The sequence below is a fragment of the Microbacterium candidum genome (assembly GCF_030315975.1).
Classification (GTDB): domain Bacteria; phylum Actinomycetota; class Actinomycetes; order Actinomycetales; family Microbacteriaceae; genus Microbacterium; species Microbacterium candidum.
This window is the reverse complement of the sequence record NZ_JASXSZ010000001.1, coordinates 84,198-102,543: the sequence shown is the minus strand read 5'-3', so window position 1 is coordinate 102,543 and position 18,346 is coordinate 84,198. Positions and strand designations below refer to the sequence as shown.

The 18,346-nt window shown below is 65.9% G+C and carries 15 protein-coding genes and 1 tRNA gene; 10 read left to right on the top strand and 6 right to left on the bottom strand.

Going from position 1 to position 18,346, the window contains the following annotated elements:
* The first annotated feature begins 64 nt into the window (after positions 1 to 64).
* From QSV35_RS00490 to QSV35_RS00475, 4 genes are all read left to right on the top strand, one after another.
* The gene (locus QSV35_RS00490) at positions 65 to 1,165 is read left to right on the top strand and encodes an enolase C-terminal domain-like protein (RefSeq protein ID WP_286285586.1); all 1,101 of its coding nucleotides are present in this window, start codon (positions 65 to 67) and stop codon (positions 1,163 to 1,165) included.
* 37 nt (positions 1,166 to 1,202) lie between these two features.
* A complete protein-coding gene (locus QSV35_RS00485) occupies positions 1,203 to 2,546 on the top strand; it encodes an ABC transporter substrate-binding protein (RefSeq protein ID WP_286285584.1) in 1,344 nt (447 codons plus the stop codon).
* A gap of 74 nt (positions 2,547 to 2,620) precedes the next feature.
* Positions 2,621 to 3,583: a carbohydrate ABC transporter permease gene (locus QSV35_RS00480; protein WP_286285582.1), complete on the top strand. Its 963-nt coding sequence runs from the start codon at positions 2,621 to 2,623 to the stop codon at positions 3,581 to 3,583.
* On the top strand, positions 3,583 to 4,518 hold the full coding sequence (locus QSV35_RS00475; RefSeq protein WP_286285580.1) for a carbohydrate ABC transporter permease: 936 nt from the start codon (positions 3,583 to 3,585) through the stop codon (positions 4,516 to 4,518). Before QSV35_RS00480 ends, QSV35_RS00475 begins: the two co-directional genes overlap by 1 nt.
* 29 nt (positions 4,519 to 4,547) lie before the next feature.
* Here QSV35_RS00475 and QSV35_RS00470 read toward each other — a convergent pair whose 3' ends face one another.
* Genes QSV35_RS00470 through QSV35_RS00455 form a run of 4 tightly spaced genes read right to left on the bottom strand, consistent with a single transcriptional unit; the run spans position 4,548 to position 8,845 of the window.
* The gene (locus tag QSV35_RS00470) at positions 4,548 to 5,486 is read right to left on the bottom strand and encodes an aldose 1-epimerase family protein (RefSeq protein ID WP_286285579.1); all 939 of its coding nucleotides are present in this window, start codon (positions 5,484 to 5,486) and stop codon (positions 4,548 to 4,550) included.
* 1 nt (position 5,487) lies between these two features.
* On the bottom strand, positions 5,488 to 7,002 hold the full coding sequence (locus QSV35_RS00465) for an aldehyde dehydrogenase (NADP(+)) (protein WP_286285577.1): 1,515 nt from the start codon (positions 7,000 to 7,002) through the stop codon (positions 5,488 to 5,490).
* Between the two features lie 17 nt (positions 7,003 to 7,019).
* Positions 7,020 to 7,880, bottom strand: a complete 861-nt coding sequence (locus tag QSV35_RS00460; RefSeq protein WP_286285575.1) for an SMP-30/gluconolactonase/LRE family protein — start codon at positions 7,878 to 7,880, stop codon at positions 7,020 to 7,022.
* A gap of 44 nt (positions 7,881 to 7,924) precedes the next feature.
* Positions 7,925 to 8,845, bottom strand: coding sequence for a dihydrodipicolinate synthase family protein (locus tag QSV35_RS00455; RefSeq protein ID WP_286285573.1), 921 nt, complete (start codon positions 8,843 to 8,845; stop codon positions 7,925 to 7,927).
* Between the two features lie 45 nt (positions 8,846 to 8,890).
* Between QSV35_RS00455 and QSV35_RS00450 the strand changes: the two genes are divergently transcribed.
* The 4 genes from QSV35_RS00450 to QSV35_RS00435 all read left to right on the top strand — a co-directional run bounded on the left by QSV35_RS00450 (position 8,891) and on the right by QSV35_RS00435 (position 14,684).
* Positions 8,891 to 9,595: a FadR/GntR family transcriptional regulator gene (locus QSV35_RS00450; protein WP_286285571.1), complete on the top strand. Its 705-nt coding sequence runs from the start codon at positions 8,891 to 8,893 to the stop codon at positions 9,593 to 9,595.
* On the top strand, positions 9,592 to 10,752 hold the full coding sequence (gene dgoD, locus QSV35_RS00445; RefSeq protein ID WP_286285569.1) for a galactonate dehydratase: 1,161 nt from the start codon (positions 9,592 to 9,594) through the stop codon (positions 10,750 to 10,752). The genes QSV35_RS00450 and dgoD overlap by 4 nt, the downstream gene beginning before the upstream one ends.
* The gene (locus QSV35_RS00440) at positions 10,749 to 11,513 is read left to right on the top strand and encodes an SDR family NAD(P)-dependent oxidoreductase (RefSeq protein WP_286285568.1); all 765 of its coding nucleotides are present in this window, start codon (positions 10,749 to 10,751) and stop codon (positions 11,511 to 11,513) included. Before dgoD ends, QSV35_RS00440 begins: the two co-directional genes overlap by 4 nt.
* Positions 11,514 to 11,999: 486 nt before the next feature.
* Positions 12,000 to 14,684 (top strand): RICIN domain-containing protein, encoded by a 2,685-nt coding sequence (locus QSV35_RS00435; protein WP_286285566.1) that lies wholly within the window; start codon positions 12,000 to 12,002, stop codon positions 14,682 to 14,684.
* Between the two features lie 351 nt (positions 14,685 to 15,035).
* Here QSV35_RS00435 and QSV35_RS00430 read toward each other — a convergent pair.
* Positions 15,036 to 15,109, bottom strand: a tRNA-Gly gene (locus QSV35_RS00430).
* Positions 15,110 to 15,296: 187 nt separating this feature from the next.
* The gene (locus QSV35_RS00425; protein ID WP_286285563.1) at positions 15,297 to 15,524 is read right to left on the bottom strand and encodes an RNA-binding S4 domain-containing protein; all 228 of its coding nucleotides are present in this window, start codon (positions 15,522 to 15,524) and stop codon (positions 15,297 to 15,299) included.
* 157 nt (positions 15,525 to 15,681) lie between these two features.
* Between QSV35_RS00425 and QSV35_RS00420 the strand changes: the two genes are divergently transcribed.
* Positions 15,682 to 16,224: a VanZ family protein gene (locus QSV35_RS00420; RefSeq protein ID WP_286285561.1), complete on the top strand. Its 543-nt coding sequence runs from the start codon at positions 15,682 to 15,684 to the stop codon at positions 16,222 to 16,224.
* 229 nt (positions 16,225 to 16,453) lie between these two features.
* A complete protein-coding gene (locus QSV35_RS00415; protein ID WP_286285560.1) occupies positions 16,454 to 18,271 on the top strand; it encodes an alkaline phosphatase family protein in 1,818 nt (605 codons plus the stop codon).
* The last annotated feature ends 75 nt before the right edge of the window (positions 18,272 to 18,346 follow it).

The window sequence follows — 18,346 nt, the reverse complement described above, 5'->3', positions numbered from 1 at the left end:
GAACGTCAAACATCAAACGTGTAACGTCTGCGTCAGTTCGATGATGACAGCGAGGAAGTGCTCAATGAAGATCACCCACATCGAGACGTACCCTGTGCGGGTGCCTCCCGTCGAGCCGCCGTTCCGGTGGCGGGCGGGTTTGCCCGGCAGCGCGGAGTACGGTCCCGCGGAGGGTGTGGTTCTGCGGATCGGGACGGATGAGGGCGCCGAAGGGGCTGCGTTCTTCTCCCGGATGAGCGCGGTCGCGATGGTCGAGTCCCTCGTCGAGCACGTGTACCGGCCTGAGTACCTCGGCAAGGACCCGCTCATGCGCGAATGGCACTATGACCGGATGTGGGAGCTCGATCGTCTGCACGAGTTCCCGCTGCCCGTTTTCGGCCTCTTCGATGTCGCTCTGTGGGATCTTGCCGGCCGGGCCGCTGGCCTCCCCGCCTACAAACTGATGGGAGGCATGCGCGAGTCCCTCCCCGCATACGCCTCGACCGTCACCTTCGGCACGACCGAGGAGTTCCTGGACGTCGCTTCACAGTGCATTGAGTTGGGGTATCCCGCGATCAAGCTCCACGCGTGGGGCGACGCGAAGCGGGATGCGGCTCTGTGCCTCGCCCTGCGGGAACACGTCGGCGACGAGATGGACCTCATGTACGACGGATCGGCGGGCTTCGATCTGCCCGACGCGATCTATCTCGGGCGGGCGCTCTCCGATGCGAACTATCGCTGGTACGAAGAGCCGATGCGCGAGTTCAGTGTGAGTGCCTACCGCGAGCTCGCCCGTGCGGTCGATGTGCCGCTGCTCTCGGCGGAGACGTCCGACGGGGCGTACATGAACAGCGCCGACTTCATCGCGGCAGGGGCGGCGACGTTCGGGGTCCGCACGAGCGCCGGGCTGCGCGGCGGGATGACGGGGGCCATGCGCACTGCACATCTGGCGGATGCGTTCCGCATCCGCGCCGAGGTGCACGGCGGAGGCATCCACGCCGAGCACCTCTGCATGGCCATCTCGAACACCACCTACTACGAGTCGCTGGTGCACTGCAGCACGGTCACACGGGAGGCCGTCGTGGATGAGAACGGGCTGCTGCATGCCCCCACCGAACCCGGAATCGCACTTCCCCCGGGCCTCGACTATCCCGAGGCCGTCCGCCACTTCGCCCGGGTTGCATAGACGCAGTCCTCGCGATCACCAAGAAAGGGCAATCACAGTGAATCACATCCTACAGAAGCGCCGTCTCCGGACGGCTGCGGGCGCGGCCGCGGCGATCGCGGCTCTCGCCCTGCTCGCCGGCTGCGCGAGCGCGACCCCCACCCAGTCGAACAGCGCGAGCGCATTCACCCCGGTCAAGCAGGACGACTCGGCGGCGATCAACGTGCTCGTCGACCCCACGCGGCAGGCGGCGGTCGAGGCCTACCAGAAAACGCATCCCGAGGTGAAGATCAACATCGAGACGTTCGATGGCCTGGGCCTGCAGACGAAGATGTCTCTGTACGACAAGTCGGGATCCGGCTGGCCGGATGTCGTCTTCTCCCCGGCCACGTCCGACTCGGCGTGGGCGTTGAAATCGAGCGGTGGCGGGGCGCAGCCGTACGCTGCACCGCTCAATCAGGGCCTCATCCCGAAGTCGACACTTGCCGGCTGGGCACAGGGTTCACTCGCGCCGTGCGAGGCGAACGGGAACGTCTACTGCCTGCGAAACGACATCGCCCAGACGGTGCTCTGGTACAACAAGACGATGCTCGACCAGTGGGGCTACACCCTGCCGACGACATGGGAGGACTTCCAGTCGCTCGGTGAGAAGATCGCCAAGGAGCACCCCGGCTATCTCGTGGGCGAGTTCGGCGACGCCAACATGCTCGACGTGTACTTCTGGGCCAGCCGCTGCGCGGTGCAGGAGCGTACCGGCGATCCGAACACGATCAAGATCGACATGACGTCGGCGCAGTGCACGAAGACGGCGAAGATGATCGACGCCCTCCTCGACTCCGGCGCGATGGGCAAGCAGAGCTACTTCGAGAAGGGCCTGGACGGGTCGAAGATGGTCATGGCCGTCGGCCCGTCGTGGTTCGGCAAGTACCTCTTCGATGCGACCTACAAGATCCCGGCAGGCCAGATCGGCATCGCCGACCAGCCGCAGTGGGCGGGCGACTCGACCGCGTCGAACGGCAACGTCGGCGGCGGCATCTGGATGGTCTCGTCGCACAGCCAGAACCTGAAGAATGCGACCGACCTCGTCACATGGGTCACGAGTGACACCGGCTTCCAGAAGACGGCGCCGACCTACCCCGCGAACACGGCCGCAGCGCAGGCGTGGCTGACCAACCCGGACAACATCAACTACTTCGCGACCCCCATCGCGGAGCCGTTCCAGAAGGCGGCCAATCAGGTCTGGAAGGGCTGGGCCAACACCACCTTCCTCGACCAGGACCCGTTCAAGAACGTCGTGGAGACGGGAATCAACGCAGGCAAGAGCGTGGAGTCGCTGATGCCCGCCTGGCAGACCGAGCAGATCAACACCGCGAAGGCGGCGGGCTACACGGTCACGAAGTAGGAACCCCCTGGTGTCCGGGTGGCGGCGTCGCCGCCACCCGGACACACCATCACCCGAGAGAGAGGCCCGCACTGGTGAGCACCCACACGCAGCTGTTGGAACGCTCGGCGCCGCGCGAACGGAACAAGACGCCGCGGAGCAAGGCGCAGCGCACCGCAGCACCGCGAGAGCGGAGCAACAAGACCGGCTACCTGTTCGTCGCCGGGTACACGATCCTGCTGATCCTCTTCGGCATCGTCCCCACGGTCTATGCGTTCGCGCTGGCGTTCACGAACGACCAGTGGCAGTTCACCGGGCTCGGGCAGTTCATCGTAGTCGTCACCGACTTCCGATTCGTGCGTTCGATGGCGAACCTGGCCAGCTACATTGCTCTCTGGCTCACCGTCATCGTCGTGTTCGCCGTCGGTCTCGCGCTCGTGCTGCGCAACCACATCCACGACCGGATGTCGGTCTTCTGGCGATTTCTCTTCTACCTGCCCGGCGCCCTGGCCGGCGTGGCGAGCGCGCTCGTGTGGATGTTCATGCTCTCGCCGCAGGTGAGCCCGATAGCACCGCTTCTGCAGGCGATGGGCTGGACGGACTTCGGGAAGATCGTGCAGCCGCAGAACCTCCCCGCCATCTTCACGGTGATGGCGTTCTGGGTCGGCGCCGGCGGCTGGATCATCATCATGTATGGCGCGGTGAACAACATCTCGGACGAGGTCATGGAGGCGGCCCGCATCGACGGCGCCTCGACGTGGCAGCTGGCCTGGCACATCCAGATCCCGATGATCCGCCAGTGGATCGTCTACATGGTGATCCTCGCTTTCGCGGCAGGCACCCAGATCTTCGTTGAGCCGCAGATGCTGGGCGTCGCCAGCAAGGTGGTCGACGTCACGTGGTCTCCCAACCAGCTCGCCTACCAGTTCGCGTTCGGCCCGATGTCGAACGCGAACGCGGCCGCCGCCCTCTCCGTGCTGCTGCTGATCGTCGGCCTCGTGGTCGCGGTCGTCCTGGTCACCCGATCGGGGCTGTTCGATGTGGAGGCGGAAGACTGATGAGCGAGACACGCAGCATGGTGGCTCCCGGGGCGTCCGGGACGATCTCCGCAATCCCTCAGCACGGACGGCGCCAGCCCGCCGGCGCCATCCTGGTCTGGCTGGTCCTCATCGTCTTCGGTGTGTTCTTCGTGCTCCCGATGGTGTGGCTCCTCCTCGCTCCGACGAAGTCCGAATACCAGGTGGAGCACCTCTTCCCCCTCGCCTTCGGGTCGTTCGCGGCGGTCGGCGACGCCTGGAACCACCTGGTCGCGTTCCAGGGCGGGATCATCTACCAGTGGTTCGGCAACTCCGCACTGTATGCGTTCGGAGGCCTCGCGCTGTCGCTCGTCTGCAGCATCCCCGCCGGGTACGGCCTCGCCCTCACCCGCTTCCGCGGGCGCAAGCTGCTGCTCATCGTGACTCTCATCGTCATGATCATGCCGGCGACGACGCTCGTCATCCCGCTGTTCCTCGAGCTGAACGCGATGAAGCTCATCGGCACGCCGCTGGCGCTGATCCTGCCGTTCGCGTTCTTCCCGTTCGGCGTCTACCTGACGTACATCTACTTCTCGACGAGTCTGCAGCGCTCGATGCTGGAGGCGGCACGGATCGACGGGGCGAACGAAGTGCAGATCTTCTTCCGGATCGCGCTTCCCCTCGCCCGCCCGATCATTGCGCTCGTCGCGTTCTTCAGCTTCGTCGCGAACTGGCAGAACTTCTTTCTGCCGTATCTGGTGATGCCCTCGAGCAGCCAGCAGCCCATCCAGGTGGGTCTGAGTCAGCTGATGTCATCCTCGTCGACGTTCAACCCGGGTGGCACCGCCAACCTCGGCATCGACACACCCGAGCTCGCGCTCGCCATCCTGATGTCGGTCATCCCCGTGCTCGTGCTGTTCCTGTTCGCACAGCGGTCGCTCGTCGCGGGCATGTTCGCCGGCGGCACGAAGGGGTAGGGAAGAGACGAACGGAGAGGAAGCTGCCGTCAGCTCCTCTCCCGCAGGGCGCGGATGGACCAGCCTGCCGCCACCGAAGAGTGCGGGGCGACCATGTGCAGATCGCGCTTCGAATTGAAGGCGTCCGGCGGGCATGTCATCGGTTCGATGGCGACGGCGTGTCGGTAGGATGCGCCATCCGCGACGTCCGAGGTGTACACCTGCACCCAGGGGCACCGGGTATCCCAGCTCACTTCGACGCCACCCCCGCTTTCACCTACGACGCTCACACGGGAGATCCCGTCCTCGTCCCGGCCCAGGTCGGTGAAGGCATGATTGACCGCCAGGCCGGTCAGACTTCGAGGTGAGCGGAAGTCGAGGCCGGGTTCGTCCTTCGTCGGCACGATCGCGAGTGGCAGCAGCCGATCCTCCGAGATCCGGAGAACAGCTTCTGCGGGGACGTGCAGCGTCCACCCGTCGACCGCTCCCGCCTCGTCCGGCCCGGCGAGCACGTACGGATGCCCACCGATTCCGACCGGGGCGGAAGAGCTGCTGTTGTTGATGACGCGGATCTCCTGCGTCAAGCCGTCTGCTCCGAGGGAGAATGTGACTCCGATGTCGAGTTGCCACGGATATCCGGTTTGAGGCTCGACAGTGCCGATCAGCACGACTTCGCTCGCCGTATGGCTCACCGACCGGAAGTCGAGCGACGCCGCCAATCCATGGATCGCGTTGCCGAGCAACGGCTCGGTGAGCGGGAGCTGGTAGCCCACGCCCTCGATCTCGTAGTGCCCGTCGGCGATTCGGTTCGGCCACGGGATCAGTGCCGCGCCGCGCATCGCAGGGCGGGGCTCGTCTGCGTCGAACGGCGCGATGATGTCGGTGCCGTTCAGAGTGAGTGTGCGCAGAGTCGCTCCCACGCTGGCGATCCGGGCCTCATAGCCGGCGGCGCGAATCGTGTGCTGGATACCCGAGATGTGCCGCGCCACGTCAACGTCCTTGTGCGGTCGACGCACCGGCCAGAATGAGGGCTCCGTCGATCCGGCGGGGGACGTCCGAATCGTTGCGCAGTTCCGTCGGCAAGACGTCCTCGGGCGCGTCCTGCCAGGCCAGGGGTCGCAAGAAGCGCCTGATCGCCGTGGCTCCGACCGAGGTGTGCTGCGTGTTCGTCGCAGGCCATGGGCCACCGTGGTGCTGCGCCCAGGACACGCGAACGCCTGTCGGATATCCATTGAAGACGATCCGCCCGACGCGGTCCTCAATGGCATCGACGACGGCGGCCCTGAAGTCCTGCTCTTGGGGCTCGGAGTGGATGGTCGCGGTCAAGGAACCAGGTACGGCATCCAGCGCCGGGGGAATCTCGGAGACATCGCGATATCGGACGATGACCGCGAGCGGTCCGAACACCTCCTCCGCGACCTCGCTCGTGAAATCGTGCGCCGGAATGACGAGCAGGGCCGGGTTCACGGAGAACTCGGTCTCGGGCCCGCTCCCGCGTGCAGCAGTCTCCGCGCCGGCATCGACGAGGCGCCCGGAGATCTCCCGGTAAGACGTGGCGATGCGGTCATTGAGAAGGACGTGCGAGCCTTCGCGAGATACGGCCGCCACGAGCGCATCGACGAGCTCCGTCGCCGCCCCCGGAACGAAGAGCAGCCCTGGCTTGGTGCACAGCTGACCGCTGGAGCCGAGCACCGACTGGATCAGCCCCTCAGCGATCTGCGTGGATCTCGCGACCGCCGCCTGCGCGCTCACGATGAGCGGGTTCAAGCTGCTCAACTCGCCGTAGAACGGAATCGGCTCGGCCCGACCGCGAATCACCTCGAGCAGCGCCTCGGCGGTCGACTGAGATCCGGTGAACCCCACGGCGCGGACGGCGGGGTGGGCGACCAGTGCGCGCCCCGCCTCCTGGCCGTAGACGATCTCCAGGGTGCCGGGAGGGGCGCCCGCCGACCTTGCGGCGGCGTCGAGTATCTCGAACGAGAGCCGCGACACTTCGATGTGCGAGCTGTGGGCTTTGAGGATCACCGGATTCCCGGCCGCCAGCGCAGAGGCCGTGTCTCCGCCGGCCACGGAGAACGCGAAGGGAAAGTTGCTGGATCCGAACACGGCGACGGGTCCCAGCGGTACGAGCATCCGCCTGATCTCCGGAGCCCGACCCGAGGGGCTCTCCACCGCATGATCGATGGCCGCTTCGAGGTAGCTTCCTTCATCGACGACGTCCGCGAACAGGCGGAACTGGCCGGCAGCGCGTGCGACTTCGCCTTCGAGGCGCGAACGGGTGAGTCCCGTCTCGGCGAGGGCCGCGGAGACGAGTTCCTCGCCACGTCGGGTGAGAGCATCAGCGAGCGATCGGAGCAGATGGGAACGCCACGCGCGTGGTTCGGAGCGCAAGACGTGCGCCGCGGCGGTCGCACGTTCCAGCGTGGCAGCCACCTCGTCATCGGATGTCGGTTCGATGTCGACGGCGGTTCGTCTACCCGAACGAGGGTCGGTTGAATACAGCATCTTGCCTCCAGCGGACATCAGCCGGTGAACGGTTGGACGGGCAGGCCGCGCGTGTTGTGATTGCGGACCTCGAAGACGGCACCGGCACCCGACTCGGGTCGTTCCAGCGCGTAGCTCGAGGTGGTCACGACCAGCCGGTTCAGATCAGGCCCGGCGAAGGTCAACGATGTCGGCTGGCTGACCGGCAGATCGACCACCTCATCGAGAACTCCTTCGGATGTGTAGTGGTGGAGGGCGCCACCTCCGTACATCGCGACCCAGACGCCGCCCTCCGAGTCCACGGCCAGGCCGTCGCCGGCGCCGGGGCCCGTGAGGGCCGCCCACGTCGTCCGGTCGGTGAGGCTTGTTTCGGGAGACCATCGAAATCGTTCGATCACTCGCGTCCCGGAGTCGATGTAGTACGCGAAACGTCCGTCGGCTGTCCAACCCAGTCCGTTGGAGACGCCGAGGCCAGTCAGGATGCGGCGGACGGAGCCGTCGGGATCCACTCGGAGGAGTTCTCCGAGGCCGTCGATGCCATCCCATGACGTGGACCCGATGAGCAGTCCCCCATCGGGGGCGCAACCTCCCTCGTTCGGTCTCACTGCGGGGTCGCTCCAGAGTTCGGAGACCAGCGTGAGGTCGGCGTCGAGGCGATCCTCGCTTGCCGCGAGCAATCCTCGATCGGTCACGCACACCCACCCGCCGGGCGCGCGCGGGCGCGTGAGCGCAACCACGTCTCCGACCTTGTGACGCGACGCTGTGCCATCGCCATCGATGGAGACGATCGTGCCCTCCAGCATGTCGAGCACTCGCAGCGAATCCCACGTCGGCGACCACACCGGCCCCTCGCCATGGACGCAGACGACATCGGTGATCTGCACGACTTCCGATGTCATCGCGGTGCTCCGTCGGATCGAGCCCGCAGGCCTCGCGCGCACATCTAGCTCGCCCAGTCGAGCACGAGCGGCCGCACACGACGGAGCATCTCCAGCAGGCCCCGTCGGGTTTCCTCCGAGACGCCCTCCAGAGGGGCTCTGCAGGCATCCGATCCGATCACGCCGCCCTCGGCCAACGCGATCTTCGCAGCACGCAGACCGCATTGACGGTTCTCGAACTGGATGAGGGGCAGTGCCCGCTCCCAACGGGACACAGCGTCGTCACGATCGCCTGCGAGGAAGGATCGGACCGCGGGGACGAGGAGATCCGGCAGCAGGGCGCTGCACATCGTGCCGACTGCTCCCGCATCAAGGTCGGGGATTAGAGTGACCGACTCCTCGCCGTCGAACAGGCCAGGCAGATCAGCGCCGGCGGACGCGGCGACGTCGCGGATCTTCTGCGCGGCGCGCGCGACCTCGATCTTCGCGTATCGGACCGTGGGGATCTCACGTGCAAGTCGACTCAGGAGGTCGACCGAAAGCGGTGTTGCGCTCATCGGTGCGTCCTGGATCATGACATCGATGTCGAGGCCGTCGGTGACTCGCTTGAAGTACTCGACCACGTCGTCGTCCCCACAGCGCAACGTGGTCCCGAAGAACGGCGGCATGAGCATGACCATGTCGGCGCCGGCGTCGCGGGCCTCCCGGCTGCGCTCAGCGGCGATGCGTGCGCTGAAGTGACTGGTCGTCACGACGACAGGCACTCGCCCTCGGACTGCTTCGATACTGGTGCGCATCACACTCGTGCGCTCGCCGTCGTCAAGAGAGAACTGCTCGGAATAGTTCGCGAGGACGCAGATCGCGGCGACTCCCGAGTCCACGAGAAAGTCCATCACCCGCCGCTGACCGATCTCATCCACGGTCTCGTCGGCCTTGAATATCGTGGGGGCGACCGGCAGCACGCCGGTTAGGATCTCAGGTGACACAGGCACTCCTTGCGCTCGATGATCGAATCATAGGATGATTGATCTATGAGCGCCACCCCTGTTCTGCCACCCCAGCGCACGCGGCACCGTGCGATCGTCGACGAGCTCGGCTCGGCCATCGTTGCCGAGCGCCTTCAGGGCACCCTGCCCGTCGAGGACATTCTCTGCAGCCAGCTCGACGTGAGCCGCGGCGCGCTGCGCGAGGCGATGAAGGAGCTCGTCGCCAAGGGCCTCGTCGAAGTGCGTCCGCGGACGGGCAGTCGCGTGCGAGAGGAGTCGTCGTGGAATCGCCTGGACCCGGACGTGATCCGGTGGTGGTGGGCTGCAGACCCCGACGGTGTCGGTCGGCACGTTCACGAACTCCGGGAGCTGCTCGAGCCGGCGACGGCCGTTCGCGCGGCGGCCCGGGCCAGCGATGAGGAGCGCGCGGCGCTGCTGGACTGCGCTGCGCGCATGCAGACCTCTGAGGGAGAGGACTATGTCCGCGCGGATGTCGACTTCCACATCGCGCTCTGGCAGATCAACGGCAATCCTCTGCTGGGCTCGATCGGTGCCGCGCTCTCAGCGGTCCTGCATCACGTCTTCCTCTGCTCCGCGACCGCGGGGCGGACGGCGGCGGCAGCGGACCTGCACAGGGCGCTCGCTGATGCCGTGAACGCCGGAGATGGCGCCGCGGCCGATGAGATCGCACAGGCGCTGCTTGCCGTGGCGAGCGCGGACTTCGCGACGGCCCGGAAAGGAAATTCATGAAGATCACGGCCATCGACACCCTTGTCGTGAACGCTGAACTGCGCAATTGGGTGTTCGTGAAGGTGTCCACCGATGTCGACGGATTGGTCGGGTGGGGCGAGGCGACTCTCGAGTGGAAGGCACGAGCTGTCCAAGGCGCGGTCGCCGACCTGGCTGACATCGTCATCGGGCAGGACCCCCGGAGGGTCGAGTTCCTCTGGCAGGCGATGTGCAGAGACCCCTTCTTCCAGGGCGGGGTCGTGACCATGAGCGCCCTGTCCGGCATCGATCAAGCTCTCTGGGACATCGTGGCGAAGCACTACGACGTTCCGGCCTACGAGGTCCTCGGCGGCAGGGTCCGCGACAAGCTGCGCATGTACGACCACCTGGGTGGCGGAAGCAGTTCGAGCGTCTACGGCGCGGCGGATGACGAGTTCGGTGCGGCGGCGCTCCGGTCCCGAGAAGACGGCTTCACCGCACTCAAGGTCCTGGCCGTTCCCTCCGGGACGGGCTTGCCCTCTGCCCCGGATCTTCGGCGGACCGCCGACATCATGCGATCGATCCGCGACGCGGTCGGCGATGACGTGGATGTGATGGTGGACTTCCACGGGCGGCCGTCGGTGGGCGCCGCGATCGCCTACGGTCGCGTGCTCGAGGAGTTCGACCCGTGGTTCATCGAAGAACCCGTCCAGCCGGGCAATTCTGCGGGATTGGTCCAGGTCCGCGATGCGCTGCGCGTTCCGATCGCCACCGGCGAACGCCTCATCAGCCTGCAGGACTTCCGCGACCACCTCGCCGTCGGGGCTGCAGCCGTCCTTCAGCCCGACATCTGTCACGTGGGCGGCCCGACCGCACTGCGAAAGATCGCTGCGATGGCCGAGAGCCATCACATTCCGCTCGCACCGCACAATCCGCTCGGCCCGCTCGCCACGGCCGTCAACCAGCACGTCGCATTCGCAACACCGGGCGTCATGATCCAAGAAGTGATGCGTTCCGACGTCCCCTGGCGCGACGAGGTTGTTTCCCCCGCTGCCCCGATCGTCGACGGCTTCATCACGGCCCCGGCCGGTCCGGGATGGGGCGTTTCCATCGACGAGGAAGCAGCAGCGCAGCATCCGTATCGCCCGGAACCCCAGCTGGCCGTGCGCGGTGCCGATGGATCGGTGGCCGACTGGTGAACGCGAAGCGCGTCGTCATCGTCACGGGCGCTGCACGCGGCATCGGACAGGCCATCGCCGGTGCATTCGGCGACAGTGGCGACACGGTCGTCCTCGTCGACCGGGATCCCGACGCACTGCACTCGACGGCATCGGCTTTGGAGCAAGGCGGTGCGGATGTGATGGCGCGCATCGTCGATGTCACGCGATCGACCGACATCGACCGATTGATGAGCGATGTCATCGAAGAGCGGGGCCGCATCGACGTCCTGGTGAACAACGCGGGGAAGAACACGTACTTCGATGCCGTGACGATGACGGAAGACGATTGGGACTCGGCGATGGACGTCGACCTGAAGTCGGTGTGGCTCATGGCTCGGGCGGCACTTCCATCGCTCATCGAGAGTCGCGGTTCGATCGTCAATGTGTCATCGATCCACGCGCGACTGACCACCCCCGGGATGTTCCCGTACGCGGCTGCGAAAAGCGGCGTGGAGGGACTGACGCGCAGTCTTGCCGCCGACTATGCGTCCGCCGGGGTGCGGGTCAACGCCGTGGCGCCCGGGTGGACCCAGACCCGGCTGGTCGATGAGTGGGCGGCCAGGAGTGACGATCCTGACGCCCTCTCGAAGGTCCTGCGGGCTCATCCGTTGCAGCGGATCGCCACTCCGGAGGATGTCGCCGCCGCTGTTGAGTTCCTGGCGAGCCCGGGTGCCCGGGCCATCACCGGGGCCGTCCTGCCCGTCGACTGCGGGCTGTCCATCACCTTCCGGGTCGACTGATCAGTTCCGGGGCCCACGCCTCGATCCCAGAACGCGGACGCATCATGTCGTCCCGACCGTTGGATTCGCCCCGCGCCATCTCCCCAGAAGACGCGACGATCCGTCGACTTTCCGCTCGAGCGGGACCACATAGGGGGATCGTTCCGCGCGCCCGTGCGGCCTGGTCCGCCGCGGGGAGACACGGGGGCGATGACGCCCCGCGGCCGCCTGACCTCGCTGGGGTGGGGGGTTGCGAAGTTTCAGCGAATCATATAATCATTAACCCAAGAGGGTGTGGGAGGTTCGTCGGTGATGACGACCTGACGATGAGTCGCTGCTGTGTGGAAGGTTCCGGCGCTCACGTTCGGGCCGGCCGTCTGGGTGCGATACCGATCTTGGCCTCCGCGCCACTGCCGCCGGCCGTGGTGCGTATGTCTCATGCGAGAGGGGAAATTCGTGCGTAGAGGACGTCTTCGGGGTGTGTTCGCACCCGTGACGCGGCGACCCGTGCCCGTGGTCGCGTCGAGTCTGCTTGCCGTGGCGATACTGTCGACGGGCCTGCTCGCGCCGGCGAGTTACGCGGACACGGCGACGAACTACTATGTCGATCCCGTGAATGGGAGTGATGCCAACGCGGGCACCTCGGTCACGACCGCGTTCAAGACGATCGGCGCCGCGCAGAGCGCCGTCCGGTCCGTGAATGCGAGCATGGCCGCGGACATCGACGTGAATCTTCTCGGTGGCACGTACACCGTGCCGAGTACCGTGACGTTCACGCCCGCGGACTCGGGGGCAAACGGACACGTCATTCACTGGCAGGCCTACCAGGGGCAGACTCCCGTTATTACGTCGGCGCAGACGATCACCGGCTGGACACAGAACACGGACGGCACCTACAGCGCGCCGATCGGTTCCCTGAACTTCCATCAGTTGTATGTCAATGGTGTCCGGGCGTCGGTTGCCCGGTATCCGGAGGCGGGGCAGAATTTCGTGCTGCGTTCGGTCGACAACACCAACAAACTCCTTGGGGTGGCGGCCTCTCAGGTCAAACAATGGGCCAACTTCACGAACGTGGAGATGGTTCTTCAGCAGTATTGGGGCGAAAGCTACCTGCCGCTGAAGTCTTACACCGTCAGCGGCGGAACCGCGAATCTGAGCATCAATGACGCGATGGCGGGGATCCTGTTCCAGCGACCGAACCCGGTCACGGAGGCGGGGGAACCCTTCTATTTCGAGAATGCGAAGGAATTCCTGACGGAGCCAGGTGAGTACTACGTCGACACGTCGACGCAAACGTTGACCTATAAGGCGCGCGCCGGAGAGGACCCGACGGTGACTTCGGGGGCGGCGGCGACCACGGTGACGGCACCGACGCTCCAGACGCTGTTCGATTTTGAGGGTACGGGCGTGAGCACGCCGGTACAGGGGCTCGCGTTCTCCGGGATCACGTTCGCCGACACGACCTGGACGCTCCCGCTGACCACCGGAGAGATGAATGCGCAGGGTGGGCAGTACAACAAGTCCGCAGATGCGACCTACCAGTATGTCTACCGTCCGCCGGCCGGCATTCATGCCAACTACGCGTCGAATCTGACGTTCAGCGGAGACACCTTCACACGGATGGGGTCGGCCGCGATCGACTTCGACCACGGGGTGAGCTCGAGCTTGATCATCGGCAATATCGTCTCCGACATCGCGGGCAACGGGATCATGATCGGGAAGTTCTCCGATCCGGACGTCCCGAACGATACGCCGTACAACCCCTCGGATCCGGGTGAGATCGTGAACAATGTGACCGTTCAGGACAATCTGGTCACCAATACCGGTGAGGACTATCCGGGAACGGCCGGTATCAACGCGGGATACGTGAGCTACACGAATATCGTGCACAATGATGTTTCCAACAGTCCGTGGGTGGGCATTTCCCTCGGCTGGGGCTGGACGTATGACGCCAACGCGCTCCAAAACAATCAGATCACGGACAATGCCGTCAGCAATGTGATGAACGCACTCTCCGACGGAGGCGGGATTTATCACCTGTCTAATGACAGGAGCACCACCATCAGCGGCAACTACGTTCATGAAGTCACTCGCGGCGCAGGCTCCCTGAACAGTGCAGCCACGGGAATCTATCTCGACCAGGGTTCGGCCAATATGACCGTGACCGGTAATGTCATTTCGAATGTCGACACATTCATGGTCCTGCACAACAACGGCCCGAGTGTGACGAACACCAACAACACGACAAGCGGCAGTACCGTGATCACGGCGGCCGGGCTGGAGCCGAGCTACGCCTCACTGAAGCAGGCCGTCAACCTCGCCTACGGAAAGACCGCGACCGCGTCTTCGCAGTACTCCGGGGCGTTCGCCGCGGGAAACGCGAACGACGGCGCTTCGAGCACTGGCTGGTTGTCTGCGGGCGCTGACACGGCGGCATGGTGGCAGGTTGATCTCGGAGCAGCGCATCAGCTGGGCCAGTTCACGATCACCACTCGGCAGGACCTCGACCAGGCGATGACACGGAACAACATCGAGGTGCGCGCGTCGAACGATCCGACTTTCGCCACCTACAACGTTGTCGGCAGGGTCGACTCTCGCACGATCCCGGACGCCGGCAGCTACACCCGGAGCATCGACCCCACGCAGGCGTACCGGTACATCCGCGTCGCGAAGACGGACGGGCAGTCCTTCTACCTCGCGGAGTTCGCGGTGCAGCAGGGCATCGGGGAGACCCTCACCCAGACGCCGCTCACGGTCAGTCCGAGCAGCTACTACACGCTGACCAACGTCAACAGCGGAAAGGTGCTCGACGTGAACGGCGCGTCCACCGCCAACGGCGGAACCGTGGACCAGTGGACGAACGTCACCGGCGCCACGAACGAACAGTGGAGCATCCAGAACGTGAGCGGAGACCTGTATAAGATCCTGAACCGCAACAGTGGCAAGGCCCTCGAAGTCAACAACCGCAGCCACCTGAATGGCGGCACCGTCGACCAATGGACCTACACAGGTGACAACCACCAGCTGTGGAAGTTCACGCCGGACGTCAACAGCGGATGGGTGATCACCAACCTCGAGTCGGGGCGTGTCCTCGACGTGTACGGTGCATCCCTCAGCAACGGGGGCAAGGTTGACCAGTGGTCCCCGCTGAGCGCCTCCAACGAGGCCTGGACCCTGACCCCAGTCCCGTGAGTCACGCTGCCTGCGCCGCCGACACCGGCGGCGCAGGCAACGCGCAAGGGTCTCACGAACGGAACGCGCGACAGCCATGAGGAAACTGCTGTCGGCTGGAGTACACAGTTCCCGAGGGCCGAGATGATGTTGGCATTCACGCTGGACCGGTAGCCGGCGAAGGCGCGCGGCGCACAGGTGGACGTCGGCCAGTCACGCTTCCGTCAGATCGCTGACGCGCGTCGCTCTGTCGGGCATGGCACCCCGGGAGTCGCGCTCGCGGGGCATACAGCCCACCGCGGCCGTGTTCACGGCCCCTCGGCAGGTTCGCAACCCGAGACTCGGGTGCACACACTTGTGCTCACAGGAAGATGGAGGGGCTGACGGGAATCGAACCCGCGCTGTCTGCTTGGGAAGCAGAAGTTCTGCCATTGAACTACAGCCCCGAAGCCTTGAAAACACGGGGACCCGGAGGTCTCGTCAAGACTCGGTGTTCACATATGGATGATGCCGTGGATCACGGCGTCCCGTACATACTACCCAGCAGTTCGCGGATCCCCTGAACATGCCCCCCGGCGGGCGTTCGATCGGGTCGATGTCTCGTGATGCCGTCCGTCGTCGCCGGCCGCGGCGTCAGGGACAGACGCGGACGCTGCGTCCCTCGAAAGTCACGACGTCGCCGAGCTGCAGCTGGCGCCCACGTCGGCGATCCACTTCGCCGTTCACAGTGACGTCGCCATCGGCGATGGCCTCTTTGACCTCTCCGCCCGAATCGAGGAGGCCGGCGAACTTCAGGAACTGTCCGAGGCGGATCCCCTCGCTGCCGATCGGGACGTCGTCGATCGGACCCTCGTTCGTCATCCCCGAATGCTAGCCGAGGCGGGTCAGCTCGCCGAACGCTCGGCGCGGCGCTTCGCGGCCGCCGTCAACACATTGCCGAGATAGCCTGTACCGCTCGGCCGATCAGGGGCTTGGTCGGGCAACCGATCTCGGACGGGAGGAGTCGATGGTCGGTGCGATGGAACGCTACGGCCCGGTCGTCGCGGCAGCCATCCTGGTCGGGATCCCTGCGGGCATCGCGGTCGTCTGGGCCTTGGCCCGATGGCGCCTGCGACACGGGGCAACCCGATCCTGGGCGTGGCGGGCGAGTACCGCGGAAGTGGGTCTTGTGCTCGGCACCATTCCATGGGTGTGGATGATCATGACGCCACGACCAGGCGTCGGCGGCGTCTCGCTCGTTCCGTTCCAAGACCTGATGGTGACGCTTCGTGGCGACGATGCGATCGTTCAGGTCGGCGGGAATCTCCTCGTCCTCGCCGCGGTCGGCTTCTTCCTCCCGATCAGGTTCCGCCTCGCGGCCCCGAAGTGGGTCCCTGCAGCGGTTGCCCTGATCGCCGCTGGGATCTCGCTGCTCCTCGAGATACTCCAGCATGTGCTGCAGCTCGGCCGGGTGTCCTCGATCGACGACGTTCTCGTCAACACCGTCGGGGCCGTGATCGCGTGCGTCGCATCACGCCACTGGTGGCGAAGCCGTGATCCCCATCCGCAGACTGCGAGCTGAGACGACGGCTCAGGTGTTCACACGACAGTGGTCATGCCCGCACGTAGCGCCCGCATCGCATCATAAGAGCCACCACACAGCAATGGCATAGAACCGGCCACCATTCATTCGAATGCCATTCCCGCTTCCATCCACGTTCACATCCGGTCGCGAACGTGTGAGCTGCGCGCGGCTGACTTCCGGCGGCACCCCCTTAACGCCATCACCCGCGCCGTGACGGAGGAATCCTATGAGCGGTAAGGCGAGGATGCGGGCGACGGTCGCCGCGTCGGGCATCGCGGCGCTGGTCGCGACCGGTGTCGTCGGTGCGGTGACGGCGACCAGCGCGTCGGCGGCGGACCACCCGGACGCCAACGGTCGATCGCAGCATGTGCTGCTGATCTCGGTCGACGGAATGCATCAGAGCGACCTGAACTGGTATGTCTCGCAGCATCCGGATTCGACCCTCGCGAAGCTCACCCGCGGCGGCACCGAATACACGAATGCGAAGACGTCCAACCCGTCCGATTCCGATCCCGGTGGAACAGCGCTGATGACCGGCGGCAACCCGAAGTCGACCGGCGTCTACTACGACGTCGAGTACAGCCACAAGGTCGACGAGGCGGGCGCCCAGTGCACCCCGGGCAAGGCGGCGACCGGCGGCGACGTGATCTACGACTCGCCCGACGACGCACTCGCCTCGGTGAACGACCTCGCGCCCACCGGCACCGGGTCGTTCCCGTCGTTCGACGAGAACGGCTCGATCTACCCGCAGGGCGTCGACACGAACCCGGCCGCGATCATGAACCTGACCTTCGACCCGAAGACGTCGCTCAACCCGGGGACGTTCCCGGTCGACCCGAAGACATGCCAGCCGATCACGCCGTGGGACTACCTCGGCGACAACACGATCTTCCAGGTCATCCACAAGGCAGGCCTGCGCACCGCGTGGTCGGACAAGCACGCCGTCTACGCCTCCTTCAACGGCCCGGGCTCGGGCGGCCAGAGCATCGACGACCTGTTCGCGCCGGAGATCGACTCGCAGGCCGTGATGCCGAACGGCATCCCGTACCCGCAGGACGACGACTGGGCGCACATCAATGCCGCCACGAAGCAGTACGACGGCTACAAGGTGCAGGCGGTCCTCAACGAGATCGGCGGCCTCGACCACTCCGGCAAGACGAAGGTCGGCACGCCGGCGATCCTCGGGATGAACTTCCAGACGGTGTCGGTCGCGCAGAAGATCCGCTCGACGCCGACGACCCTCATCCACAACCCCGACGGCTCGTACACGACGAGCGCACCGGAGGCCGGTGGCTACGCCTGGGTGCAGGGACAGCTGGTCCCCGGACCGGTGCTCTCGAGCGCACTCGACTACGTCGACGCCCAGCTCGGACGCATGGTCGCCTCCATCCAGAAGGCCGGCCTCACCGACAAGACGACGATCATCGTCACGGCCAAGCACGGTCAGTCGCCGCAGGACCCGAACAAGCTCGTCACGGTCAAGGACGGTCCGATCGTCGACGCGATCAACGCGGCGTGGGCGCAGACGCACCCCGGCACCGCGAGCCTCATCGTCGCCGGCACCGACGACGACCTGTGGCAGTCCTACCTGTCCGACACCTCGGCGGCGGCGACGTCGTTCGTCAAGGACTACCTCTGGAACCACACCGCGCAGGGCTACGACGTGAACAAGAAGCCGGTGACGGTGCAGCACTCCGGCCTCGCCGAGATCTGGGCGGGGGCGGATGCCGCATCCTTCTTCGGCGTCGCGGCCAACGACGGGCGCTACCCCGACGTGTTCGGCAAGGTGCAGGAGGGCATCGTCTACGCGAAGCCGACGAAGCTCGCCGAGCACGGCGGTATGAACAGCGGCGACACCCACGTCCTGATGGTGGTCGACGGGCCCCGCATCCCGGCCCGTGTCATCGGTGCGCCGGTCGAGACCACGCAGGTGGCCCCGACGATCCTGTCGGTGCTAGGGCTGAACCCGGCATCGCTGACCGCGGTCCAGAAGGAAGGGACCCGCGTCCTTCCGGGGCTCGCCGGATGGCGCCAGGACCGCTGATCGGGTGATGGATGCCGCGTGCGCGGCGTCCGGAAGAGGCCGGGGCTCGCACCCCGGCCTCTTCCGTTGGTGCAC